Here is a 25,316-nt window from a genome sequence, read left to right as displayed (position 1 = left end):
GCGGACGTAGTGATTCGCGCATGTAAGTTCCGCTTCCGACCCGAAGCGGTCAGTCTCTATACCGTTTCCCTTTCAATCAGTAGATAGGCCGGAGTTCAATCCGCATGAATCAGCAGACACCATCGATCGCAATGTTTGATCTCCTCCTTGGCATGGTCGTCGTGTGGTTCGTACTCATCAAGCTGCTCTTCAATCGACTTGAGGCAGCGCATCCACAAAAGTACGAGGCCATGGGCAGGCCGTCGCTAGTCCTGCGCAATAACATCGCCACCGGTTGGGCGACCTTGAAGTTCCTGGTTGCACGCGAGCATAGACTGCTCAACGACAATTACTTATCCAAGCTGTCCGACGCCATGCTGGTTTACTTTTTAATCTACCTGCTTTTGTTTTTTGGGCTTTTCTCTCTTTTTATCGGACAACCCGCGGCCTAACGATTTACTCAAGCTCAATCCCATCAAGGTTCGGCTGGATCCAGGTGCTAAGGTACGCTTTCGATCCAGAGCGGACGTAGTTGCACAATCGCAGGTTTCAAAAGGGTTGGGCGATCTATGTTGTGTGATCACCGGGCGTACATGTCTTGGGTCGGTCTCTTGGCGTCCGCCGACATCAGTGGCCGGGCGTGTCCCTCTTGCCACGAGGTCGTCCGGTATGGCCCATGGGCGATGATGTTCGCCAACGGTTGTCTGGCCCTTGCCGGGTTCATGGCTCTGGGGTGGGCTGGCACGCTGCGCAGCTATTGGCCGTTTGTGCTGGTCCCTGCGACTTACGCCGGGTCGAGGTTGGTGCTGGTGACTCTGGCGCGACCGAGGCTGCATCAGCCTACTCGCCATTCGCTATTGTGGTTTGCGGTATTGCTCGTTGTCTTGATGGTGATGACCTGGGCATGGAAGGCCCTGGTATAGCCAAGGCGCCGTAAGGTCCGCATTCGACCCATCGCGGACATCAGCCACAAGTGAAACCTTGAGGTTACCTAATGGACTATGGCAATCCGGAAGCCGAAGAGCGGTGGTGCAATGAACGTCGAGACGACGTGTGCGCCTGCCTTCAGCAACAGGGCGTCGTGCACGGACAAGTTGGTGAGTGGCCGGCCTGGCATCTGGCACCCTATGTGGCGATCTGGGCCGTTGAGAGCAAGTCCAATCCAGGTCGCGTAGGCTGGTGGGCCATTTCGGGTGACCTACCAACGGACTATGTTTCGTCGGCCTCTATCCAGCATCCTCGCGATGCGATGGCGGCGATAGCAACCCGTTGGCGTGATCTGGCCGAACGTATGGCCCGTGGCGAACCCACAACAGGCATCTCAATAGGCGAATCAACCAACTGGCAGATTATGGCCCCACTGTTAGCGTCTCGCGCCGAAACCCTGCAAGCGTGGGCCGCCGATCCTGAGATATGGGGCGATCTTTAGTTCTTCTAAGCGTCCGGACTGGCGCACAGGTTGCGATCTGGGCCAGATCCACATGCAACGGCGGTCCGCATTCGACCCAAAACGGACGCTTACCCAGGAGGCAATATCGTGGTTCTTCTGCTCGTTGTCTTCGGTGCTGCAGTTGTCGTTGGATTGCTTTTTCTCGTATCGCCCCAGTGCGTGGAGGTCTACCAAGGGAGGCAATGCATGGGGAAGCTCTGGCGCATGCAATTTCCCGGCTCGCCTAAAGAAGACATCCGTCAGTTCCTTTGGTTGTTCGCCTCCGCGTTTGCCATTCCTCGTCGCCAAGCTCTCCTGCTTCGCCCAGATGACGAGCTATTGGCCATTTACCGGGCTCGCTATCCCGTGGGTGGTTGGCCTGACGCGCTAGAGTTTGAGACTCTCGCGAACGATCTGGATCGAGTCCACCACTTGTCGTTGGAGAAGATCTGGCACGACCGGCTTTCAGTGGGAGAGCTTTTTGCGACGCTGAGTGCGCCTGGGCGAAAGAGCCTCAATTGAGTAGTAAGAGGTTCGCTTTCGACCCCAAAGCGGATCTTAGCGAGGGATCAATGAGTACGTTTAAATTTCAACCAAGATGGAAGGAAGAACTTGTGTGCTCAGGACCAGGAGGCTCCTTTGTTTTGGAGCTTCCTATGGGAGTTCTGACGGCTTACCTTCCAAGCGAAGATGCGTGGCGTGACAAAGCGCCGGAATGGGCAAAAGGCCTTTGGCTGGCGCTTCACGATGAACTGAAAGACTGGTGCCTGCGTAACAAAGCCAACTTCATCGTTGACGCGACTGCCGGGGTTTACTGAGTACGAATGCCTGCTTTCGACCCGAAGCAGATCGTTCTTTCAAGAGCCGGAGGGTGCAATCACGCAATGCCGCCAAGATTCTCCGGCTGGTGCTCGACGAAAACGGGACAGTTAGGCCTACAATCGACCTATGGAATATCAACTCGTCATCAAGCTCTGGCGAAAGTCTCTGACCGACGAAGCCTTTCTCACGGAAATCGAGGGAAAGTTGAAGGTGGCATTAGGCAATGCCGTTGAAATGGAGGGCTACGACGTCAGCCCGAAAGAGATCAATCTCTTTATGCTCACGTCTGACCCGCGCCATGCCTTTCGGCGAGCAAGAGATGTTCTGGAATCGCAAGGTGTTGTGGCCGGCGTTTCCGCTGCTTTTCGCGTGTCAGGTGGTGCCCAGTTCACGTCAATCTGGCCGACTCGCACCACGCGCAAATTCAGGCTGCCGTAGCGTAGATTCGCCTGGTTCCCGGGTCGGGCGCCCTAAAGTATTCTGACCCCTCAGGCGCTGTTTGCGGATACGGCGAGGCGCGAATTCAGGGCGAAGGGAGCAAGCGTGAACGTAACCGCAGCCATGACGTTAGGTTTCGCGGCCATCGTAAGCCGGTGGTACCTGATGCTCATCGCAGGCAAAGCCTGGGGTGGCATTACGCGGGCTCATCCCGAATACGCCAAGGCACTCTATGCCTCGGGCCTGGATATGGCCTTCTATGGCATAGGGCCACTCAACTGGACGCCGCTGTTTCGCCAGCCCGTGCCGGCGGACATTCGCGTGACGATCAGGCGTCTAAGGCGGGTCGTAGTGATCAGCGGTCTGCTCGGTGTCGCAGCCCTGGCATACGTGCCCGCTACGTTTCTATATGCGGGTCGCGGCGGCTAGCGGAGGCCGTCATCCGCTATGGCAACAACTTCCCCGGATTAAGAATCCCGTCCGGATCAAACGCCGACTTCACGGCGCGCATCAAATCCAATGTGGATGCTTGCAGCGCCAGCGGCATGAACGGGCGTTTGGCGAGGCCGATGCCGTGTTCGCCGGAAAGCGTGCCGTCCAGGCGGATGACCAGATCGAACAGGTCGGCCAGGCAGGCGTGGGCGCGTTCGCGCTCGGCGTCGTCGCGGGGGAGCAGGTTCACGTGCAGGTTGCCGTTGCCGGCGTGGCCGAAGCTGACGATCAGTACGTTGTGTCGGGCGGCGAGTTGTTTTACGCCGTCGACGAGCTCGGGCAGGCGGCTGACGGGGACGACGACGTCTTCGTTGATCTTGTTAGGGGAGATGGTGCGCTGGGCGGGCGAGAGCGCTTTGCGGGCGGACCACAGCGCCTGGGTTTCCTCGGCGGTCTGCGCGATGTCCAGCGATTCCAGACCTTCACCGCGCGCGGCGCGGCTCACGGCTTCCACTGCACTGGGCAGCGTTTCCGGTTCGCCATCCACTTCGATCATCAGCATGGCGCCGGCCATGGGCACGCTGTCGCCGCCGTGTTCGTGCGCGAGGCGCAGCGCCACGTCGTCGATGAACTCCAGTGCGCAGGGGGTGACGGGCTGCGCCATGATGCGGGCGACGGCGTGGGCCGCGGCGCTGACATCGCGATAGGTGGCTCGCAATGTGCGCAAACCCGTGGGTTTGGGCGTGAGTTTGAGCGTGGCTTCGGTGATCAGGGCCAGCGTGCCTTCCGAGCCGATCAGCAGGCGCGTGAGGTCATAACCCGTGGAGCCTTTGCTGGTGTAAGTGCCAGCGCGAAAGCCTTCGCCGGTGCCGGCTACAGCGCGCAAGCCCAGCGTATTCTCGCGCGGGCTGCCGTACTTCACGGTGCGCGGGCCGGCCGAATTGCAGGCGAGGTTGCCGCCGATGCTGCACCAGGGTGAAGACGTCGGATCGGGCGGCCAGAAGAAACCGAGCGGTTTCAGGGCCTGCTGCAGGTCGCCATTGAGCACGCCGGGTTCGACGATCGCGAGGCGATTGTCGGGGTCCAGGCGGATGATGCGATTCATGCGCTCGAAACTCACCACCACGCCGCCATCGACGGGCACGGTGGCGCCTGTCGTGTTGGTGCCGCGGCCACGTGCGATGACGGGCACGCGATGTTCCCGGCACTGGCGAACCAGGGCCTCGACCTGCGCGTGCGTCGTCGGAAAGACCACGGCATCGGGCAGCGCGTGAAGGCGCGAGTTGTCGTAGGAGTACGCAACGCGTTCGGCTTCAGCCAACGAGAGGTCGGCGCCAAACGTGGCGCGCAGTGCTTCGATGAGCGGAGTGGGGAGTGGCATGGGCGGGAGTCTACCGCTAACCCCGCGTGGGGACAGTGCACATCCGGCGATCAAGGGATGCCCAGGGAAGTACCGTTCCGTGCAGCATCCCCTGGATCACGGCGGCGGGTCAGCCGTCGGCAGGCGCGACAACCGGCGTCGCCAGCTCATTGTCGCCCATCTTCCCCCGCGCCTCCCTGACGCACTGGAGCGTCATGCGCACGAAGATAAACAGGTTGCCCAGCCGGCATCGAAGCATTGCGGCCTCGTCGACGGGATTGTTCGATGCGTTGCGTTGCGCGTCTTCCACGATGATCCACGCATGCATCAGCCACTCAATCGAGTCATTGAGTAAGGATTCGATGGTGGCGTCCTTGTTGATCACATAACTGCCGTCGCCAATCGCCCAGCGTTCGCATGATTCCGTCATGAAGTGCTCCTTGGTGGTGAATGAGGTGTGGCACGCCGCGCGCGCACGGACGTGCCACGGGTAAAGCGACTACGCATCGCGCATGGCAATGAAGTCTCGTCGGCCTGCTTGTGTCCAAGCGCCGGGCGGTATGGTTTTGAAAGTCGGGCAGCACGGGGCACTGGCGCTCCTAGTGCGCCAGCATGTGGTCCAGACACACGCTCCGGAAGCGCCCGATAGGCTGCGCTCTATTCGTCAACCGTGTCTGGATGGATCGCAGACGGCCAGGGGACTTCCGAGGGATTTGTCGCAGGGGACGCGACGGGGAGGGGATGACGTACAATCCGTCATAGCCATATCAACTCCTTGTAAGTTGGTGATGGTCAGCGGGCCTCGAGGTGTGTCACCACCCTTGGCCCGCGCTTCGATCGCTTTGCGCGAGGCTGCATGCGACAGTGCATCAAGTAAGCGCGAGCAGCTGGTGAACCGTAGCAGATCGATTTTTGGAAGTCCGTAAGATGGGAGCGGGCATCGCTGCGTCGTTGCCTGATCTGCACCAAGACTAAGCATGTCGACTCAAGAGATTTCCTAGTTGCTTCGACAGCGGCACGTTTATCGGAACAGGGGGTGTTCGTGATAACTGCAATCGTCATCGCACTGGCCGGATTCACTTTGAATGCGTTGCCTGAGGCATCACTGCCAGGTGCGCACCTCGCCGAATCGGCGCTGATCCTGGAATACGGCCCGCGACCCAAGGCGGGCAGTGGTTTCAACGCTGTCCTGAGGTCCGTCAAGGTTGAACTTCGCGGTGGCTCCCAGCACCGAATGTATGTGCAGTACTTCGGCGATGCGCAGTTTTTCCCCGCCACGGGAACGCGATGCACGCTCCGCTACAGGGACGCCGTGATCAGCGGGCAGGTGGGTGGCAGAAGCGGTACGGACGATTTTGAGGGCCCCGTGATCGAAGCCTTCCTCTGCCCGGACAACGCCGCCGATCCTTTGGCTTGAGACTCACGGTTCTGCCACGGCGTCGCCTGCAGTGACGCCGTCCTCATGACAACGCATGGAACTTCAGGGGAGGGAACCCATGCTCAACACGCTGGCCGTCGCCAACTACCGGTCGATCCGCTCGCTGGTCGTTCCGCTTGGGCGACTGAATCTTGTGAAAGGCGTCAACGGAAGCGGTAAGTCGAATCTCTATCGCGCGTTGCGACTGCTGGCCGAAACGGCCGGAGGCAACGTGGGGCGGCGCTGGCGAAGGAGGGTGGGCTGACCTCCACGTTATGGGCGGGGCCAGAGCGCACTTCCGATCGCATGCGACGTGGTGAAGTGCTGATTGAACCAAGCGTCCAGTATGCGTCGGCTGCCTTGAAACTCGGCTTTGCCGGTGACGATTTCGGGTACGCGATCGATTTTGGGTTTCCGCCGCCCCCCGGGCCGGCGGCTCCTCCGAGTGCGTTTGACCTGGATCCGGAGATCAAGCGCGAGGCGATCTGGAGTGGGCCGTTTTTGCGCTCGTCCAACCTGCTGGTCGATCGCCACGGGCGCATGGTTCGCAGCCGCGAGGATCGCCAATGGCGCGTACTTTCCGACCGGCTGGACACCTTCGAAAGCGTGTTCTCCCAAATCAGCGATCCCGAGCGCGCTCCGGAGATCCTTCGCGTGCGCGAAGAGATCCGCCGCTGGCGTTTCTACGATCACTTTCGATCGGATCGCGATGCGCCGGCACGACAGGTGCAGATCGGTACGCGGACAACCGCGCTCGGCCACAATGGCGCGGATCTGGCCGCCGCCTGGGAAACGATTCGGGAGATTGGCGATGCCGGGGCCCTGAATGCGGCGGTCGACGATGCGTTCCCGGGAGCCCGGGTGGATATCGCTACCGACAACGGGCGCTTCACGCTGCTGTTCTCGCAGCATGGATTGCTGCGGCCGCTGACGGCGATGGAGTTGTCCGATGGCACGCTGCGCTATCTGCTGTGGATCGCCGCGCTGCATACTCCACGTCCGCCGTCGCTGATGGTGCTGAACGAGCCGGAGACCAGCCTTCATCCGGACCTGCTTCCCGCGCTGGCGCGTTTGATCATCAAGGCGTCGGAGCGGTCGCAGATCTGGGTGGTGTCGCACGCGCCCGGGTTGATCGACGCTTTGGAGCGGGAGGGTGCGTGCTGCTCCATCGAGGTGATCAAGGACCTCAGCCAGACACGCATCGCGGGGCAGGGCATGCTGGATGAACCGGCCTGGCATTGGCCCGAGCGTTAGCCGCGCGGTGGTTGCATGGACAAGTTTTAAGTTGGCACGACAAAAAGGGGAGAGATGTGTTTGTTCGAACAATGATGATCGCCGCTTTGGTGGTGCTTTGTGGCGCATGTGCCACAGGACAACCGAACGCCAGACGCCAGGCGCATGAGGATGCGCAGGTGATTGAGGCAGCACTCGGGAAATTTTGCCATCTGGCTAAGGGCTATACCCTCCTGTCGTCGCACACGAAGGGCCCCACATCGGACTCCTATTTGAAGAACGACACGACGGGCGCCTTCGACGACCTTCTGCAAAGGAATGCCAGTTCGTTGCCCCTGCCCCATGACCTGGCATGTCCCACCGGGAGGCTCGTCGATCACGCTGACATCGACCGGTTCTTCTACAGCCTTCCTGAGGGCCACAAAGGCCGGCCGGCGGACTGGGGCTGGCCGGGTATCGAGCGTGCCTACCCGGAGTCCAAGGGTTGGATGACGGTGAGCCTGCCGGGCTACAGCCCCGACGGGAATACGGCCGTGATCTATACCGCACTGGGCTGTGGCATGTTGTGTGGATCGGGCGGCTATGTGTACCTGGTTCGCAACGGCGGGCGCTGGGAGATCAAGGATCGCGTTCACATCTGGTCGTCGTGAGGCACGGGGCCCCGATGCGGGCCTGACGCCATCGTTCTGACATCGCAGTCCACTTTTGCCGGGTCCCGCCATGACGACTCAACGCGAAGACATCACGCACAACGCCGCCGGTTTTGAAACGGATCAGGATGCCGTCTTCGATCGCATCGCCGCGCGTTACGATTTGCTGTGCGACCTCTTCAGCTTCGGCATCCACCGCCACTGGAAACGTCGCGTTGCCCAGTTGATTGCGCGAGAGCCGTGGCGTGATCTGCTGGATGGCGCGACCGGCACGGGTGACGTCGTGCTGCGCGTGGCTGCGGCGCAGGCCCTGGGGCGCGATCATCACATCATCGCTTCCGACATCAGTCCGAAGATGCTGGCGATGGCGTCCAGGCGCGCATCAAACCTCCGGGCGAACATCACGTTTCGCCAACTCGACGCCCACGCCATGCCGGCCATCGCGGACGCGAGCATCGACCTCTACTCGATCTCGCTTGGCCTCAAGATCTGCGAGCGCGACAAGGTGCTGCGCGAGGCGCTGCGAGTGCTTCGGCCGGGCGGGCGGCTGGTGGTGCTGGAGGCATCGCATATCGCGCCGGCGTGGTTGCACCGGGCCTATCTGCACTACATGGGCATGGCCATGCCCATCATTGGCTGGCTGGCGACGGGTGGTGACGCCTCGGCCTACCAGTACTTGCTCAAGGGCATCCATCAGTTCCCGGATGCGGCGGACCTGGCGGACGAGATCCGGGCGATGGGCTTTACCGAGGTGTCGTTCGAGAAGCTGACGCTCGGCATCGTGGCGATTCATGTCGCGCGCAAGCCGGCATAGCGGGGTCGCATCGCGCATTGGCACGTGCGACCCCGTGACATGCGTGGATTACGACTTCGCGCCGGAGCACGCCAGGGCGCCGGCCTTCATGGCATGGAACTCGATGGTCAGGCCCAGATCATCCAGCGTCGGCGCGGCAAGCGACTCGCCGTTCAAGCCGTGATAGGTCGTCACCGCGTGTTCGTAGCCGCGCTCAACCCAGCGCTGCGCACGCCCCAGGTCGCTCACGCCCAGGCTGATGCCCATAACGCGCGGGCCCGTCTTGGCCATCGTCTGCGCGGCGAGTCCTTCGCCATCGGGTTGCAGTGCCAGCAGTGAGGTCGGGCCCACCGGCACGCAGAAACCCTTCGCGCCCAGCGCCGGCAGCTTTACGGGCACCGCGTGGCCGTAGCCCATTTTTTCCAGCTGCTTGCGATCGGCGTCGGCGTCGGCGGAGACGATCCAGATCGACGACAGTTCGCGGGCGCCGTTGGGATGCTCGCGCGTCACGCGGTAGTCGTCGCGATTGCCGGGGTCGAACTGATCGGGCGCGTAATCCGCTTCGTACTGGATGAAGAACGTATTGCTCGACAACGGGGCCTTGTCGAAGGCGAACAGATGCCAGCCGACCTTTTTGCCTTCGGGGCCGGAGAAGACAGGGGTGACGGCATAGTTGAGCGTCTGCAGGGCGCCGCGGATCGTGTCGAGCGAGGTGGTGCGAAAGCCGAAGGTGCGCGAGCCGGGGCCGGCCTTCAGGGCCTTCTGATCTTCGGCCATGCCGGGGTCGAATTTGGGATCGGGGCGCGTGATGCCGAGCAGTTCGACGAAGCTGGTATCGCCGAAGCGGATGTAGCGATTGGCGACGCCGTCGGGGTTACGGCCCGGGCGCACCTGAAAGCCGAGCTTCACCGACATGATCGAGGTGACTTCGTCGATGTTGCGGCCCCAGAGCAGGACGTGATCCAGGCGCGTGGTGGGTGCCGGGGCGGCCATGGCCGACTGGGCGACGCCAAAAGCCATCAGGCAGGCGGAGACGAACGGGATAAGGCGCATGCGAATCCTCACGGGAAAGGCGGGAAGGGCGCGAACGTCGAACGTGCTGCCACGGCCGGATGGACGGAAAGCGACATGCCGGGCAACGGACGGTTCGCGTGGGTGGGGTGGCCCATGGCGCCATTCTTGAATCGCCGGGCGAAGGCCGGCAAGGACAAGTTCCGGACAAAAACGGACACGCCGGACGCGGAGCCGCTGTCAGCCCGTGGCGCTCCGGCGCAGCGATTGCGGCGACATGCCCAGTGCGCGGACGAAGGCCCGGCGCATGCGGCTGGAATCGCCGAAGCCGGTGGAGGCGGCGATGTGGTCCAGATGCACATGGCTGGTTTCGACCGCCACGCGGGCCGCTTCCAGGCGCAGGCCTTCGACCACCTTGGCCGGCGTTGCGCCAATCTCGGCCGTGAACGCCCGGGTGAAATGGCGCGGGCTCATCGCCGCGCGCTCGGCCAGGCGCTCGATCGTCATTGGCTCGGAAAGGCGCGTGCGCATCCAGTGGATCAGCTCCCCGAACCGCCCGGTCTTGCCGCCCTGGTCGACCAGCGACGAATACTGCGACTGGCCACCATGCCGGCGCTGGTGCACTACCAGTTGTTGCGCCGTGCGACGCGCGATGCCGGGGCCCAGGTCGTCTTCGACGAGGGCAAGGGCCAGGTCGATGCCCGCGGAAATGCCGGCCGATGTCCAGAGGTTGCCGTCGCGAATGAACATCCGGTCGGCGTCGAGCTTCACCTTCGGGTAGCGCAACCGGAAACGATCGGCGGCGCCCCAGTGGGTGGTCGCGCGGCGCTCGTTGAGCAGGCCGGCCTCGGCGAGAAAGAAGGCACCCGAGCAGACACCTGCCGCGCGCCGCCACGCGTCGCAACCCAGCCACGCGACGATGCCCGCCTGGTGTTCCTCCACCTGGGCGAGGTTGCCACCGGAAACGATCACCGTGTCGTACTGTTTTGACGCCATCGGCTCGGCCGCGAGGCAGACGCCCGACGAACTGCGGATCACCCCGCCTTCGGGCGCAAGCACGCTGATGCTGTAGCTGCCCGGCCGGAACCGCTCGGCCATCTCGAAGACGGCGACCGGGCCGGCGGCATCCAGCAGTTGGAACCCAGGGAAAACGACGATGGCGATCTCGCGTCGCATGGCGGCAGTCGTGTGGCGTGGGCGAATGGTGGAAATTGGCGTAAGCGCGCGTCATGCGTCAAGCGGCGCGGGCTGGGCAGTGCCTTCTCGGCCGGTTAACGCCCCCGCGCCCACAATCCGCGCCGCCGCCCGCCAGGCTGGGGAGGGAATGCAGGCTACCCCAGGGGTTGTGCTGGCGCGGCCATCCAGCGAGGGGCTTCCATGCTCTATCCAGCGACGACCGCGATTGCCACCTTCTGCGTGCTGGTTGCCGCCGCGCTGATCGGCCTGGGCGTGCGCCGCGTGCTGCCGGAAGAGCACAAGGCCATGGAAACGGTGCAACTCGTGCAGTTGGTCAACGGCATGCTGGTGACCTTCGCCGCGCTGATGCTGAGCCTGCTGACGGCGTCGGCCAAGTCGAGCTTCGACACCGTCACCGATGACTTCCACACCTTCGCCTCCGACCTGATCCAGCTCGACACGACGTTGCGCTCCTACGGCACGGAAGGCGATCCGGCGCGTGCGCTCCTGCGCGCGTACACCGCAGCGACGACGGCCAGCACCTGGCCGCACGAACGCCCTCCGCCCGGGGACTATTTCCCCAGGGACATCACACCCAAGGACGCATCCGAAAATCTGGACGACATCCGTCTGGACCGGATGCTCGATGAGGCGGGCAAGGAACTGCGCAAGCTGGCGCCGGGCGATCCCTATCACCAGGTGCTGAAGGAGGAGGGGCTGGCGCAATTCGCGCGCGCCGTCAGTGCGCACTGGAAACTGGTCGAAGAAGCGCACAGCTCGATTTCGATGCCGTTCTTCATGACGCTCGCGTTCTGGTTGTTTGTCATCTTCCTGAGTTTCGGGCTCATTGCGCCGCACAACGCACTCGCGCTGGTGACGATCGGGCTGGGAAGCATTCTGCTCGCGTCCGTGGTTTACGTGATCGTGGATTTCGACACGCTGTTTCGTGGACTCATCGTGGTGCCCAGCCAACCACTGCGGGATGCCGTGGCGCATATGTCGACGTGAGTCGCTGGCGCATCAGGCGGGACCGCCTTCGAGCTTCGCCAGACCCGTCAGCACCGGTGCGAGGGCGGTAGTGACCCGCGCGAGGCTTGCTTTCACCTGTTGCGGATCGGCGCCCTGGTGACAGGCGTCTTCCAGCTCCCGTGCCGCGTCGGCGACGCCGGTTGCGCCCAGGTTGGCCGCCGAACCGCGCAGGCTGTGCGCCAGTCGCATCGCAGCGGTGGGGTCGGCATCGCGTTGCGCATCGTGGAACTTCTGCACGAAGTCCGCGTTGCCCTTGCGGAACATCGCCAGGATCTTCCGGTACAGGTTTTCGTTGTTGTCGCATCGACGCAGACCGGCTTCATGATCGATGCCTGCGGACACCAGCTCGGCAAGGCCACTTTGGGTCGGCGCCCTGGTGTCCGGCAGTGTCGGTGCGCGTGCACCCATCCACCGATCCATGGTGGCGAACATGGCGCCCACATCGAGCGGCTTGGCGATGTGGTCGTTCATGCCGGCGGCGATGGCCTTGTCACGATCGCCGGCCATGGCATTGGCGGTCATCGCGATGATGGGCAGGCGTGCCAGGCCCAGTCGTTCGCGAATCGCGCGCGTGGCCGCATAGCCGTCCATCACGGGCATCTGGCAATCCATCAGCACGCCGTCGAACCGGGCGTCGATGGACAGCTTCTCCAACGCTTCCTGGCCGTTCTCCGCCACGACCACGTCGATGCCTGCCTGGCTCAGCAATTCGCGGGCCAGTTCCTGGTTCAGGTCATTGTCCTCGACCAGCAGGACGCGTTTGCCAGAGAGCGAGTCACGGGTCTGCGAGGCCTCGGCCCTGGGTTTGCGGACATGCGTGACGACGACGGAGTCTGCATCCACGGCGATCGCCAGCGTTTCGAGCAGCACCGAAGGCGTGACGGGCTTGGTGAGGACGCTTTTCAGGGTGACGCCGCGCCGCCGCGCTTCTTCCAGCGCCTCGTCGCGATTGAAGGCCGTCACCATGACGATCGCCGGCGCATGGCTGCCCCGGTCGGCCTGCAGGCGATACACGGTTTCGATGCCATCGAGTTCGGGCATCTTCCAGTCCATGAGCAGCAGGCGATAAGGATGGCCTTCGCGTTCGGCCTGCGCGACGCGCACCAGTGCTTCCATGCCGCTGTCGGCCACCTCGGCGCGCAGGCCCAGCGCCCGTGCCATGCCCGACAGGATCTCGCGCGCCTCTTCGTTGTCGTCCACCACCAGGACACGCTGCCCATGCAGCTCGTCGGCCAGGAACATGCGTGGCCTCGGTGCACCGTGGGAGGTGCCCAGACGCACTTCGAAGTGAAAGGTCGACCCTTTCCCGGGCGTGCTGTCGACCCACAGGCGCCCGTCCATCAACTCGACCAGCTTCCGTGAGATGGACAGGCCCAGGCCCGTGCCGCCATAGCGACGCGTGGTGGAGGAGTCGGCCTGCACGAAGGACTCGAAGATGCGCGCGCTTTGTTCCTTCGTCATGCCAATGCCGCTGTCCTTGATCCAGAAGTGAAGGACTACGTCGTCGTCGCCGCGCGCCACCTGTTCGACGCCCATGACGATGGCGCCATGGTCAGTGAACTTCACCGCGTTGTTGCCGAGGTTCAGAAGGATCTGGCCCAGCCGCAGGGGGTCACCCAACAGGTCGGCCGGCAGTTCCGGGCTCATCTGGAACAGAAGCTCCAGTCCTTTTTCTTCGGCGCGGAAACCGATGACATCGGCGAAGTGTTCGGTGACATCCTCCAGCCGGAAATCGATGCGCTCCATGTGCATCTGTCCCGCCTCGATCTTCGAGAAGTCGAGGATGTCGTTGATGATGCCCAGCAGGTTCTGCGCGGACTGGTGCACCTTTTCGACATAACGGTGTTGCTTCGGTTCCAGCCCGGCCTGCAGTGCAAGATGGCTCATGCCGATGATGGCGTTCATCGGCGTGCGGATCTCGTGGCTCATGTTGGCGAGGAAGGCGCTCTTGGCGCGCGTGGCTTCTTCGGCCAGTTCCTTGGATTGCTGCATGGCGAGCTGGGCCGCCTTGCGCTCGGTGATGTCCAGGAACCAGCCGAGCATGCCGGGTTCGCCGCTGTAGTCGATCGGCATGTACGTGGCCAGGATGTCGCGCTCCTGGTGATCGCGGTCGTACATGCGGATTTCCCGACCCAGCACCGGCTCGCCCTGGGCGAGCAGCCTGCGGATGTCTTCGCGTTCTTCGGGATGAACGTAGAGTTTGACGGCGTCTTCGCCGGGCTCGATGCCGAAGGTTTCCGTGTACTTGGGGTTGGCGAACCGAATGATGCCGCGCGTGGAGACGCCGACACCCACCGGTCCTTTGTCGAGGATCGCGCGCAGTCGCTCCTCGCTCTGCTGCAGTGCCGCTTCCATGGCGCGTCGCTTGCTGACGTCGCGCACGGAAGCGCATACACAGCGGCCCTGGCCATCGAGTTCGGGAAGCACGGACAGGCCGATCTCCACCGAGATTTCCGTGCCGTCCTTGCGCAGGCCGTGGAGGTCGGCATCGGCCCCGCCCATCTGGCGTGCTTCGCCTTCGGCAATGAACGCATGCCGCAGTTTCTGATGGGACATGTTCACGCCATGCGGCACCAGCTGCTCGATGCCCACGCCGTGGAGTTCGCCTTGTCCGTAACCAAAGATGGCCTCGAGTTTCGGGTTGACCAGGATGATCTTGCCTGCCTCGTCGACGATCATCATCCCATCGGGGGCGGAGTCGATGATGCGGTGATACCAGGCCTGCGAGGCCTCGATGATCCGTTGCTTGGCTTCGAGTTCGGCCGTCTTGTCCTGCAGGCTGGTCGCCTGGCAGCGGGTTTCACCCAGCAGCTGTCCCATGCGCTCCGTGCGCTCGATGATTTCAAGGTTCATGGCGAGCATCGGCAGCAGCTCCACCAGCAACTCACGCTCGCTGACGCTCAGGCGCGCGGTGGCCGCCAGCTCGAACACACCCAGCAGGCGTTCGTTGCGCAGCACAGGAAGCAGCAGGATTTCGGCAGGAGGCGCGTGGCCCAGGCTCGACGAAACCGTCAGGTAACCGGCGGGTGGTTCGTGCAGTTCGATCGGCATGCATTCGCGTGCGCACTGGCCGACCAGGCCCTCCCCGATGGCGATCGTCGAGGGCGACTGCGCTGCGGCGTAGTCACCCAGGCGGTGCAGGTTTTGTGTCGCGTCATCGAGGCGGTAGAACGTCGCGTGCCCGATGGGTACCAGCGGTGCGACCGCCGAAAGAAAATGGTGCGCCAGTTCGCCGGCGTCGGTCATCGACTGCATGTCGGCGCCGATGGCCGCGACATGGGTCTTCACCCAGCGCGTGTGGGCGGCCCGTTTGACTTCCTGCTGCATGCTGGCGACGGAGCGGGCGAGATCGCCCGCTTCGCTGGGGTAGTCGGTGTAGGGAATCTGGACGTCCAGTTGGCCCGCGCCCATGGCCTCCAGCGATGCCATCAGGCGCGTGGACGGGCGCCGGATCGAGCGACCGATGAGGTAGCTGAAGAAGATGCCCGCGATGACCGCCAGTCCGAGCAGCCAGGCGGTCAGGCGGCCGGCGTCGTACAGGCGCTCGGTGGCCTGGTCGACTTCCTGGTCAGCGGCCTCCCGTTTTGTCTGCTCCATTCTCGCCAGCTGTTCCTTGACCGTGACGTCGGCGCGCAGGAACTCGGGCGAGGCAAGGAGGGCGGCCGCACTTCGATCCTTCGGGTTGCCCGGGGCTTGCACCGTCGCAACGATCTGGTCGACCTGTTGCTTGTAGCTGGCAAATGCCGCGTCGAAATCGGAAAGGCTGCGCTGCACGGTTTCGCGATAGACATGCGGTCGGGCCAGCTCGATTTCCTGCCGCGTGAGCGTTTCGGCATCGGCAAGATCGCGTATGGCACGTGACCTGCCGGAGCCGGCTTCGGTCATGGCGACCTGCCGGACGCTCTGGCCCATGTCGGCCAGTGCGGCGCGGGCGGACTGGATATGCAGCAGGCCCACCACGTCCTGCTCGTAAAGCCGGCTGACGCGATCCCGTTGCTGGCGCAGCGTATTGACGCTGTAGACACCCAGCAACAACGTCATCAGCAGAATGCCGCCAAAGCCGATGACCAGCCTGGTGCGGAGCGTCATGCGCTCCAGACGCTCGAGTAATGCACTCACGTGGCGAAAGCCTCCCTCGATGGGGGTGTCGCGTCGGGTTGCTGATGCTTCCTGCGGTTATTCGTGTTGATCGGGAAACTCGTCGACGAAACGGCTGGCGATGGCCTGGAACTCCGATTGCAGCGCGACGAACGCATCGACTACGTCCGGGTCGAACTCGACGCTGCGCTTGTTGACGATATATGCCGCGGCTTCGTCGTGCGGCATCGCCTTTTTGTAGACCCGCGGGCTGACCAGGGCGTCATACACATCGGCCACCGCCATCAACCGGGCCGACACCGGAATCGCATCGCCTTGGAGGCCTTGCGGGTAGCCGCTGCCGTTCCAGCGCTCCTGGTGGGAGTAGGCCATCTCCTTGGCGAAGCGCAGGAAGGGCACGGCAAGGCCGAGCAGGTCTTCGGCGTGCTGGATCGCGTTCCGCCCGAGTGTCGTATGGGATTTGATGACCTCGTACTCTTCGGCGGTCAACTTTCCCGGCTTCAGGAGAATGGCGTCGGGTATGCCGACCTTGCCAATGTCGTGCAACGGTGCCGACTGGTAGAGCAGCTTGCGCGTCGATTCATCCAGTTCATCGACGAAGCGTGGATGTCGCTGGAGATGATCGGCAAGTGCCTTGACGTAGTGTTGCGTGCGACGGATGTGGTTGCCGGTTTCATTGTCCCGTGCCTCGGCGAGCGAGGCGAGAGCATGGATGGTGACCTCCTGGACGGCGGCGACTTCGGCGGTGCGACGTGTCACCTCGCGTTCCAGGTAGGCATTTTGGTCGCGAAGGAAATCGGCGGCGGCTTTCAGGCGTAGATGGTTTGCCACACGCACTCGCACGATCGATGGATTGACTGGTTTGGTGATGTAGTCGACGGCGCCGAGCACGAGGCCGCGTGTTTCATCCTCGGTCGCATCGAGTGAGGTGAGGAAGATGATCGGGATATCGCGGGTGTCGGCTCTGGCCTTGAGCTGGCGACAGACATCAAATCCGGTCAGACCCGGCATGACGACGTCGAGCAGGATCAGGTCGGGCTTGTCGGTCGAGGTGGCCATGGCCAGCGCTTCCTCGCCGCTGCCAGCCGACTGGACCCGATAGAGCGGGCTCAGCAGCTCGGTCAGGATCAGCTGGTTATCCGGTGTATCGTCCACGACCAGGACGGTGGGTGCCTTGCTTGATTCGGTCACGCTCATGACGACTCCCCTGGGAAGCACTGCATGCGCGAGTCGCCCTGTCAGGACCGCTGGTGGCGCTCGAGGCCGCTGGCGATCCTATGCGCCGGTTCCTCAATGAATTGCGAAGACCGGGCAGGTCGTGCGGGCCTGGTCGGACCCCGGCGCGGTCTCGTGGGTCGGAGAGGAGCGACGCGCGGCCAGGGGCGGGGCATCAGGCGGACGCGGGATCGGTGTGCGGCCGCCTGGCCGGATTACCAGCGGAAGCGCAGGCCGATGTTGCCAGCGATGCCTTCGCGCCGCTCGTTGGATGAGCTGATGCCGAACTGATAACCCACTTGTCCGTAGATGCTCAATCCTTCGTTCAGCCTGGTGGTGAGTCCGACGGCGACGTCTGCCCAGTCGGTACTCATGATCAACGGCACCTGGTCGATGCCTGCGTACGTCGCCGTGGAGCCACCGCCCGTATCCCGCCAGACATTGGCGCGCACATAAGGCTGCCAGACCTGTCCGTCGTCGCGCACGATCGTCCACTGGCCGCGAATGCCCAGGCGTCCGGTGACACCCGAACTGGAGCCGAGCGATACCGAGCTGAACGCATCGGGCATGGTGCGGAACCAGACGTGCTGCCAGATCACCTGCGCCTGCGGTTCCAGGATGAAGTTGGGTCCCCAGTTGAGGTGGAACGGGTAACCGCCTTCAAGCGACGCGACCACGCCGTCGCCGCGCGTCACGAGCGATGTGTACTGGGTACGCGCGCTGCCGTTGTAGCGCGTTCCCTGAATCACGCCATCCAGGTACCAGCCGCCTGGCCCGTAGTGGGTCCAGTAGCCGCCACCCGATACGCCATCGAGATTCACGCGGCCGGTTTGCGTTTGCACGTATCCCGTCAAGGCTTCGTTGGTGACGAGGCCGCGAACATCGGCATGGGTATTGGCGTAGGAGAGGTAAACGCCAAAGGCGTCGGTGTGACCGTCTACAAGGCTGCCTTGCCATAGATCGATACCCAGCTGCCCTCCGGCCATGCGGCCATCGGTGCGCGGATCGACGTAGCTGCGATAGCGATCGTTGATGTCTTGCGCAAACCCGCGTACCCATGCGGACGTGACCCAACCTTCCGGACGGCCATCGGTTTCCGCCGCGGTCATCGTGTCGCCGATGCGTTCGTGCAGGGTGCCGAGCGACATCAGCCCCATGTTGCGTGCGCTGGGCTGCACGACACCGTAGGTGGCCAGCTCGGGTCCGATGATCGGATAGACGCCCGGCGGCAGGACGTCCGGTGGTGGATCAGGCGGTAGCGGAGGTGGCGGCGGTTCGGGCGCAGGGGCCGGCTCCGGCGTTGTGGGTGGTGGCGGAGGCGGCGGCGGCGGTGGAGGCACCGGGTCAGGGTCGGGGAGACCGGGAGGCGCAGGAGGCGAGGGTGGTGACGGTGGGCCTGGGGCGGGTGAGGGGGGTGGCGTCAGAACGATGGGTGGCGGTGGTGGTGACGGCGGCGGAGAGGGCGGTTCCAGGCTGGGAGGAAGGACGATGAAGTCCGAGCGCAGATACCAGCTTTCAGGGCTGCTGCCATCGGCGGCGCCGCGGAAAAGTCCATAGTCATAAGCGCCTGCGCGGACTTCGGTACCAAGCGAGAACGCATCGGTCGCGGTCGTCGCGTTATTGATCGCGCTGACCACCAGGATGCCATTGGCCTTCGTTTCGTCACCCGGCCCACCGCTGTTGTGGATGATGAGCCGGGTGTTCCCCACGGCCCTTCCGCCATCAAGGATGAGTTGATCCGAGGGTGAGCTGTCGTCGGCCAGATAGGTGTTGAGCGCAATCGATGCGTTGTTGCCGACATAAGTACCGGTCACCCTGATGCTGCGGTAACTGCTTCCGTCGGTTGGCGCCGAAGCGAGTGCCGGTGTCATCGGGAAATCAACGGCGCTGTCGAACACGTACAGGTTGGTGAGATTGGCGCTCCGGGTGACGTGCCATTGGCTGTTGTTGGCAAGATCCAAGGTTATGTTGCTGATGGCGTCGGTAAGAGTGCGTCCGTTGATGATCGAGTTATTGGCATACAGCCAAATATCACCCGCAATCGGGGACCCGTTGGCCGGCGTGCGTGACATCGAAATAATGGCGGTGCCTGCGCCGCTCAGGCTGGAATGGGTGAGATCCACAATGCCCGTTCCACCCCAGATGTAAAGCGCGGCGCTGGCGTCGGACGTCACCGTGGTGTCGTGCAGGATGAGATTGAACGGCCCATAGGTTTCAGGGGCATCGAACAGGATGCCGTACGAGCCCGCGCCTGTCGTATGGATGGTTGCACCCGTGGCGCTGAACATGCCTCCGTTCAACGCACGCACGGCGTAACTGCTCGTGCCCGATGTTGTGATCGTAGTGCCGTTACCGCCGGCATCGGGCACGAGCTCGACCACCCCTCCGTTTGTGTAGACGCCGTAGCCCGACGGGGCATCGGTGGCAATGCTGCCGCCGGCGACATTCGTTTCGCTCCCCGAGGCGCCGTAGATGGCGTATCCCGAACTTCCGTGCGTGACGATGCTGGAGTCCGTGAGGTTCATGGCGGCACCATTGGCGTAGGCGCCATAGCCATAGGTGCCCTGCGTTACGATCGCTGCACCATTGAGGTTGATGGTGGAGCCGTTGGTGGAGGACGCGCCGTAGGATCTCGATCCCTGCGTGGAGATGGATCCATCGTTGAATGTTATTCCCGCACCGTCCATGGCATTCAATCCGCCGCCACTATTGGCGATCGCGGCGATCGCCACGTTGGTCAAAGTGACGCTGCTTCCACTTCCGGCCTGTACGCCCCAACTGCCATCGCCATTGACCGTGATGCTGCTGTCCCGCAACTGCGCGCTGGAATTGCTCCCGAATACGCTCAGGCCGTTGGAGTTGGCACCGTTGGTGACGAAATCGACGTTTGCGCCGTCGAACAGCGACGGGCCCGCGGTGGACCCGGGCATGTACAGGCCTGGCACGCTTCGGCCATTACTGGTGAAGAGCACGCCGGCACTGCTTGCGGGAATGTTGACCGTGCCGTTGACGATGTAGAGCGCACCATAGGTGGGGTATCCCCCGATCGGAGGACCGGCGTCGGCGGTGACGGCGACAAGGCCAGGCGTTCCCTGATTGGGATCGATAAGCAGCGTGGCACCGTTAAGCACCGATATGCCCGTGCCATTGAGTATCGATAGCTGTGTCGTGGGATGAATCGTCACCGTTCCCTGGATGTCGCCGCTGGGCACGATGGTGCCGTCGTATCGCTGCTCATAGTTCAAATTGCTGCCGGAGGGGGTGACTGCTTTCGGGTAGGTCTGTGCACCGACCGGCTCGGCGATCACCAGGGCAAAAGAAATGGCGACGACCACATATCGCCGATGGAAGCGCAACTTCCCGGAGCGAGCCATACGACCTCCACGGAGTGGTTGGCACTTAGGACGTGGGCTGGTTGCACTACGTCCTAGTCCTCCTCGTGTGAGAGTTTGGTATAGCTTTTGACCGCAAAAGCGCGGGAGCCTCGCGAAGTGAGGCACAAGCACATGGGGCTATGACTAAGTGAATATGCGGAACTTCGCTTGCATTCAGATTGAGTGCTTAGCGCATGCTTAGTATGCGCTGCGCTTCTGCGACGAGGCGCGCGTGGGATGCCGCCAGCAAGCGAGCATCCCGCGGGTGACACTACCAGCGGAAGCGGAGTCCGATATCGCCCGACATCCCTTCGCGCTGTTCGTTGGAAGAACCGATGCCGAACTGGTAGCCAAGCTGCGCATAGAGGCTCACGGCAGGCGTGAATCGCGTAGTGAGGCCCATGGCGACATCCGCCCAGTCGGTGCGCATGATCAATGGCACCTGGTCGACGCCTGCGTACGTCACCGTCGATCCGCCGCCCGTGCCACGCCAGACATTCGCACGCACATAGGGTTGCCACACCTGCCCATTGTCGCGCACGAAGGTCCATTGACCGCGCAGGCCAATGCGCCCGGTGACGCCTGAGCTCGATCCGAGCGATACCGTGCTGAATGCATCGGCCACGGTACGGAACCAGACGTGCTGCCAGATCGCCTGCGCTTGCGGCTCAAGGATGAAGTTCGGTCCCCAGCTCAGGCGGATGGGATATCCGCCTTCGAGTGATGCGACAACGCCATCGCCGCGCGTGACGATGGATGCGTTGTTGCTTCGCGCGGTGCCGTTGTAGCGGGTGCCCTGGACAATGCCGTCGAGATACCAGCCGCTGGGCCCGTAGTGCGTCCAATAGCCACCGCCTGACACCGCATCGAGATTGATGCGGCCGGTTTGCGTTTGCACGTAATCGGTCAGTTCCTCGTTGGTGACCAGTCCGCGAACATTGGCGTGTGTGTTGGCGTAGGCAAGATAAATGCCGAAGGCGTCGCGGTGACCCTCGGCCAGACTGCCTTGCCAGACGTCGACGCCTAGCTGGCCACCGGCGATCCGGCCATCGGTGCGAGGGTCGACATAACTGCGATAACGGTTGTTGATGTCCTGTCCGAACCCGCGCACCCATGCCGAGGTGGCCCAGCCTTCGGGGCTGCCTTCGGTGTTGGCGGCCGTCAGTGTGTCGCCGATGCGCTCGTGCAAGGTACCGAGCGTGATAAGCCCCATGTTCCGTGCACTGGGCTGCACGACACCGTACGTCGCCAGCTCGGGCCCGATGATGGGGTAAGTGCCCGGAGGCAAAGGCTCCGGTGGGGGATCGGGCGGGAGAGGCGCCGGTGGGCCCGGTGGTTCGGGGGCCGGTGGGGCGGGTGGCGCCGGCGGGCCCGGTGGTTCGGGCTCGGGTGGCGGTACGACGAAGTCCGAGCGCAGGTACCAGCTGTTGGCGCTGCTGCCGTCGACGGCGCCGCGGAACAAGGCGTAGTTGTAGGCGCCCGCGCGGAGGGTGTTGCCGAGAGAGAACGCGCTCGTCGTGGTGGTCGCGTTGTTGATCGCGCTGATGACAAGGATGCCGTTCGCCAGCGTCTCATCGCCGGGGCCGCCGGTGTTGTGAATGAGTAGCCTGGTGTTGCCGGAGGCGGAGCCGCCATCGAGGATCAGCTGGTCCGACGGCGAGCCGTCGTCGGCCAGGTACGTATTGAGCGACAGCGTGCCGTTGTTGCCGACGTAGCTTCCGGCGACGGTAATGCTGCGATACGAGGCGCTGCTTGCCGGCGCCGACGCCAGCGCCGCATTCGTCGGGAAATCGATGGCGCTGTCGACATTCGACAAGTTAGTGAGGTTGGAGCTGAGCGTCACGTGCCACTGGCTGTTGTTGCTCAGGTTGAGCGTCGCGGTGCTGAGCGAGTCGGTCATCACCCGGCCATTCAATACCGAGTGATCGGCGTCCATCCACAACGTGCCGCCGATGGGCGAGCCGCCTGTCGGGGTGCGTGACGATGTGTAGATTGCCGCGGTCGATCCGGTGAGCGTGGCGTCGGTCAGATCGACGATGGCCATGCCACCGTTGACGCGAAACGCGGCGCTGGCGTCGGCGATAACCGTCGTGTCGTGCAACACCATGTTGTATGCACCGATCACCGGCGGGTCGGCGGCAGAGCCCAGCGCCAATGTGGTCGGGCTCAGATCGATGGCGTCGGGCGGTGGCGGAGGAGGCACGGCAGGATCGATCACCGGTGGCGGCGGCGGTGTGGCGGTATCCTGCTCGGGCGTCGTTGAGGGCAGTGCCGGCAAACCGGGTGTCGCACCCACCACCGGACTCGCACCCACCGTGACAGGCGCATCGAAAACGATGCCGTAGGCATGGGTGCCGGAGGTGTGGATCGTTGCGCCGGTGGCATTGAATGTCCCGCCGCCCTGGGCGCGAGCGCCATAGGCGTTGGCGCCTGACGTGGTGATGGTCGTACCGACGCCGCCTGCATCGGTGAGCAAGCTGACCTTGCCTTCATTGGCGTTCACGCCGTAAGCGCTGGCGCCATCGGTGGTGATGCTTCCACCGGCGAACGTGGTCGTACTGCCCGTCCAGCCGTAGATGCCGTGCGCGCTGCCTCCATGCGTCTCGATGTTGAAGTCGGTGAGATTGACGGTGGCGGCACCCGTACCGGACAGCACGCCGTAGGAGTTGGCTCCCTGCGTGGTGATGGCGCCTCCGTTGAGCGCAAGCGATGCACTTCCGGTGGCCCGGATGCCATAGGAGCCGGTACCGCCGGTGCGAACTTCCACCTGGGAGCCGGTGATCGTCGACGTGCCCGACACCCAAATGCCGTGGGAGGCGTTTTGTGTCGTCGTGGCGAGCAGCCGGTTGAGAACGCCGGTTGACGTATCGATGCGCACGGCATGGCTCGTCGCCCCCGTGGTCTGCACTGTCACCGTGCCGCCGACGGACGGGTCCGCATTGGTGTTGATGGTGCTTCCGGCGATGATGTACAGGCCATAGTTCCCGTCCACTGTTATGTTGACCAGTGAATTGCCATTGAGCGTGGCATGCGAGCCGTTGAGGAGATAGACGCCGCCGCCGCCGGTCGCCGTGGGCGTGATCGTGGTGTTGGTCAACGTGATGTTGCTCTGGTCCCAGGAAAGCACGCCCCAGCTGTTGGTGCCATTGACGGTGATGCTCGTGTCCTTGAGCAGGACCGTCGAGTTGTTGCCATAGATTCGCAGCCCATCCGCCTGATCGCCGTTGGTGACGAAGGTGACGTTGGCGCCATTGAGCAACGACGCACCGCTGCTCGCCTTGGGCATGTACAGGCCATGCGTTGTCTGCCCATTGCCGGTGAAAAGGACGCCCGCGCTGCTTGCGGCGATAGTGACCGTGCCGTTGGCGATGTAGAGCGCATCGTTCGGCGCGCCAGCGCGATAGTCGGAGGTGACGGCGACGAGGCCGGGCGTGCCCTGGGTCGGATCGATCAGCACCGACGCGCCACGGAACACGGAGATGCCCGCGCCGCCCAGTTGCGCCGGATACGGTGGAACGGGGTGAATGGTCACCGAGCCCTGAATGAGGCCGTTGGGTACCACGCTGCCGTCGTAATACTGCTCGTAGCTCCACGTCGTGTTGGAGGTGATGACGGGCAGAGGGTAGATCGGTGTTGTTGACTGTGCCTGGGCATGGCTGGCGATGCCCAACCCCAGAGATACCGCAACAACGATAGACCGGTGACTGGGATGCAGATGAGCGGAGTGAGCCACGTGACCTCCATGGAGTAGTGGGACTCAGGCGCGGGCGAGCTGCACGACGTAGTAACCCACGACGTGTGCAGGTGCAGTCGTTTGAATGAAGTGCGGGGTAGGTAAAACTACTTAAGCAGGGGGAGTGACGGTGAACGGTGAACAGTTAACGGTAAGTGCGCAGGTGGGGCGCGATTTCATCCTGACGCGCTCTTGCTGTTTGCCGTTGATAGCGCCAACGGCGCGCCATCACCGCTCTGCCGCGCCCCTTCAGTCTTTCGCGGATTTCCGCTTGGCGTGTTCGCCGCCCATATAACCGACCAGCTCCTGGCGCAGTTCGTTGATCTCGCTCAGGCGCTCCATCACGGCCGTGTTTTCCTTGCTCACATCGGCGGTGAGCAGGCTGAAAAGGCTCGATAGCGCGCTGTAGCTGTGCCACACCTCGCTGGCTTGCACCATCAGCACATGCGGGGTGAGTTCGCGGGCCCAGTAGCAATCGGTGTCGGTGATCAGCACGAGGGGAATCTTGCGCTGCGCGACCTTTTCGGCGATGGCGCGGAACTGTTTGAAGTAGCGGCGTGTATCCACGAGCACGATGCAGCTGCGCTTGGTGGAGTCGACGAGGATGTCGACGTACGCGGCGTCGCTGCTGTCGCTGAAGGCGACTCGTGGGCGCACCTGCTGCAATAGCTTGGCCAGGCCAAGACCCAGGAAGCTGCTGTGCTGGAAGCTGGCGACCGACACCTGGTCGGCGGTGGAAAGCAGCTTGACCACGCCCTTCCATTCCTTGCTGCGCGCGAGTGCGTGCACGCCGGCGAGTGCGCGGGTCTCCGCTTCCAGATGCATGTCGATGTCGTCGGCATCCTTCGGTCGCTTCGGCGCGCGGTAATACTCGCGCCAGGTGTTGTCGCCAAAGAAGTCGCGCTTGAGTTCACCGAGGTTCTTGTAGCCGAGCGTACGCAGGAACCGACCGACGGTCATCGAGCTCACGCCCACGCGCTTGCTGACCGACAGCGCCGTTTCCAGCGGCAGGTCGCGGATGTTGTGCATCAGGTACGTCGCGATCTTGCGATCGGAGGCGGTGAAGCTTTCCCAGCGGTCCTTGAGTGTTTGCTGGAGATCCTTGGTCATCGCGATGGACTCGGTCG

At 63.3% G+C, this 25,316-nt stretch carries 21 protein-coding genes; 12 read left to right on the top strand and 9 right to left on the bottom strand.

Translation table 11 applies throughout. The annotated features are described in order from the left end of the window. The first annotated feature begins 104 nt into the window (after positions 1-104). The 6 genes from EYV96_RS09690 to EYV96_RS09665 all read left to right on the top strand — a co-directional run bounded on the left by EYV96_RS09690 (position 105) and on the right by EYV96_RS09665 (position 3,097). Positions 105-431 (top strand): hypothetical protein, encoded by a 327-nt coding sequence (locus EYV96_RS09690; RefSeq protein WP_131151209.1) that lies wholly within the window; start codon positions 105-107, stop codon positions 429-431. Between the two features lie 542 nt (positions 432-973). Further along, a complete protein-coding gene (locus tag EYV96_RS09685; RefSeq protein WP_131151208.1) occupies positions 974-1,408 on the top strand; it encodes a DUF4826 family protein in 435 nt (144 codons plus the stop codon). Between the two features lie 108 nt (positions 1,409-1,516). Continuing rightward, positions 1,517-1,930: a hypothetical protein gene (locus EYV96_RS09680; protein ID WP_131406473.1), complete on the top strand. Its 414-nt coding sequence runs from the start codon at positions 1,517-1,519 to the stop codon at positions 1,928-1,930. Positions 1,931-1,980: 50 nt separating this feature from the next. Next, positions 1,981-2,226 carry a hypothetical protein gene (locus EYV96_RS09675; protein WP_131151206.1) on the top strand — a complete coding sequence of 82 codons (246 nt, stop codon included), beginning with the start codon at positions 1,981-1,983 and terminating at the stop codon, positions 2,224-2,226. Between the two features lie 130 nt (positions 2,227-2,356). Next, on the top strand, positions 2,357-2,668 hold the full coding sequence (locus tag EYV96_RS09670) for a hypothetical protein (protein ID WP_131151205.1): 312 nt from the start codon (positions 2,357-2,359) through the stop codon (positions 2,666-2,668). 105 nt (positions 2,669-2,773) lie between these two features. Beyond that, positions 2,774-3,097 (top strand): hypothetical protein, encoded by a 324-nt coding sequence (locus EYV96_RS09665; RefSeq protein ID WP_131151204.1) that lies wholly within the window; start codon positions 2,774-2,776, stop codon positions 3,095-3,097. 16 nt (positions 3,098-3,113) lie between these two features. On the opposite strand, the gene EYV96_RS09660 is transcribed toward EYV96_RS09665, so the two are convergent. Further along, a complete protein-coding gene (locus EYV96_RS09660; RefSeq protein WP_131151203.1) occupies positions 3,114-4,481 on the bottom strand; it encodes an FAD-binding oxidoreductase in 1,368 nt (455 codons plus the stop codon). Positions 4,482-4,590: 109 nt separating this feature from the next. Continuing rightward, entirely contained in the window at positions 4,591-4,890 is a 300-nt protein-coding gene (locus EYV96_RS09655) for a hypothetical protein (protein WP_131151202.1), read from the bottom strand. A 612-nt stretch (positions 4,891-5,502) separates the two neighbouring features. Between EYV96_RS09655 and EYV96_RS09650 the strand changes: the two genes are divergently transcribed. The 5 genes from EYV96_RS09650 (at position 5,503) to EYV96_RS09635 (ending at position 8,574) form a co-directional block, all read left to right on the top strand. Further along, positions 5,503-5,877: a hypothetical protein gene (locus tag EYV96_RS09650; RefSeq protein WP_131151201.1), complete on the top strand. Its 375-nt coding sequence runs from the start codon at positions 5,503-5,505 to the stop codon at positions 5,875-5,877. 79 nt (positions 5,878-5,956) lie between these two features. Beyond that, positions 5,957-6,142 carry an AAA family ATPase gene (locus EYV96_RS18950; RefSeq protein ID WP_240732394.1) on the top strand — a complete coding sequence of 62 codons (186 nt, stop codon included), beginning with the start codon at positions 5,957-5,959 and terminating at the stop codon, positions 6,140-6,142. Between the two features lie 41 nt (positions 6,143-6,183). After that, entirely contained in the window at positions 6,184-7,131 is a 948-nt protein-coding gene (locus tag EYV96_RS09645; RefSeq protein ID WP_240732393.1) for an AAA family ATPase, read from the top strand. Positions 7,132-7,202: 71 nt separating this feature from the next. After that, the gene (locus EYV96_RS09640; RefSeq protein WP_131151200.1) at positions 7,203-7,760 is read left to right on the top strand and encodes a hypothetical protein; all 558 of its coding nucleotides are present in this window, start codon (positions 7,203-7,205) and stop codon (positions 7,758-7,760) included. 70 nt (positions 7,761-7,830) lie between these two features. Then, on the top strand, positions 7,831-8,574 hold the full coding sequence (locus tag EYV96_RS09635; protein WP_131151199.1) for a ubiquinone/menaquinone biosynthesis methyltransferase: 744 nt from the start codon (positions 7,831-7,833) through the stop codon (positions 8,572-8,574). A gap of 48 nt (positions 8,575-8,622) precedes the next feature. On the opposite strand, the gene EYV96_RS09630 is transcribed toward EYV96_RS09635, so the two are convergent. Beyond that, a complete protein-coding gene (locus EYV96_RS09630; protein ID WP_131151198.1) occupies positions 8,623-9,606 on the bottom strand; it encodes a VOC family protein in 984 nt (327 codons plus the stop codon). A gap of 198 nt (positions 9,607-9,804) precedes the next feature. Continuing rightward, complete coding sequence (locus EYV96_RS09625) at positions 9,805-10,740, bottom strand: GlxA family transcriptional regulator (RefSeq protein WP_131151197.1); 936 nt, start codon at positions 10,738-10,740, stop codon at positions 9,805-9,807. 201 nt (positions 10,741-10,941) lie between these two features. On the opposite strand from EYV96_RS09625, the gene EYV96_RS09620 reads away from it, so the two are divergent. Beyond that, the gene (locus tag EYV96_RS09620; protein WP_131151196.1) at positions 10,942-11,748 is read left to right on the top strand and encodes a bestrophin-like domain; all 807 of its coding nucleotides are present in this window, start codon (positions 10,942-10,944) and stop codon (positions 11,746-11,748) included. 12 nt (positions 11,749-11,760) lie between these two features. Here the strand turns inward: EYV96_RS09620 and EYV96_RS09615 are convergent, their stop codons facing one another. The 5 genes from EYV96_RS09615 to EYV96_RS09595 form a co-directional block, all read right to left on the bottom strand. Next, on the bottom strand, positions 11,761-15,888 hold the full coding sequence (locus EYV96_RS09615; protein ID WP_131151195.1) for a response regulator: 4,128 nt from the start codon (positions 15,886-15,888) through the stop codon (positions 11,761-11,763). Positions 15,889-15,945: 57 nt separating this feature from the next. Next, positions 15,946-17,064, bottom strand: a complete 1,119-nt coding sequence (locus EYV96_RS09610; RefSeq protein WP_131151194.1) for a response regulator — start codon at positions 17,062-17,064, stop codon at positions 15,946-15,948. A 233-nt stretch (positions 17,065-17,297) separates the two neighbouring features. Next, entirely contained in the window at positions 17,298-20,456 is a 3,159-nt protein-coding gene (locus tag EYV96_RS09605; protein WP_131151193.1) for an autotransporter family protein, read from the bottom strand. A gap of 271 nt (positions 20,457-20,727) precedes the next feature. Continuing rightward, positions 20,728-24,189, bottom strand: a complete 3,462-nt coding sequence (locus EYV96_RS09600; protein WP_131151192.1) for an autotransporter outer membrane beta-barrel domain-containing protein — start codon at positions 24,187-24,189, stop codon at positions 20,728-20,730. A 249-nt stretch (positions 24,190-24,438) separates the two neighbouring features. Continuing rightward, the gene (locus EYV96_RS09595) at positions 24,439-25,299 is read right to left on the bottom strand and encodes a MurR/RpiR family transcriptional regulator (protein WP_131151191.1); all 861 of its coding nucleotides are present in this window, start codon (positions 25,297-25,299) and stop codon (positions 24,439-24,441) included. Between the last annotated feature and the right edge of the window lie 17 nt (positions 25,300-25,316).

It is taken from the genome of Dyella terrae (assembly GCF_004322705.1).
In the GTDB taxonomy this organism is placed as follows: Bacteria; Pseudomonadota; Gammaproteobacteria; order Xanthomonadales; family Rhodanobacteraceae; genus Dyella_D; species Dyella_D terrae.
Note: the sequence above shows the minus strand (reverse complement) of the source record. Positions and strands in the feature narration are given on the sequence as shown.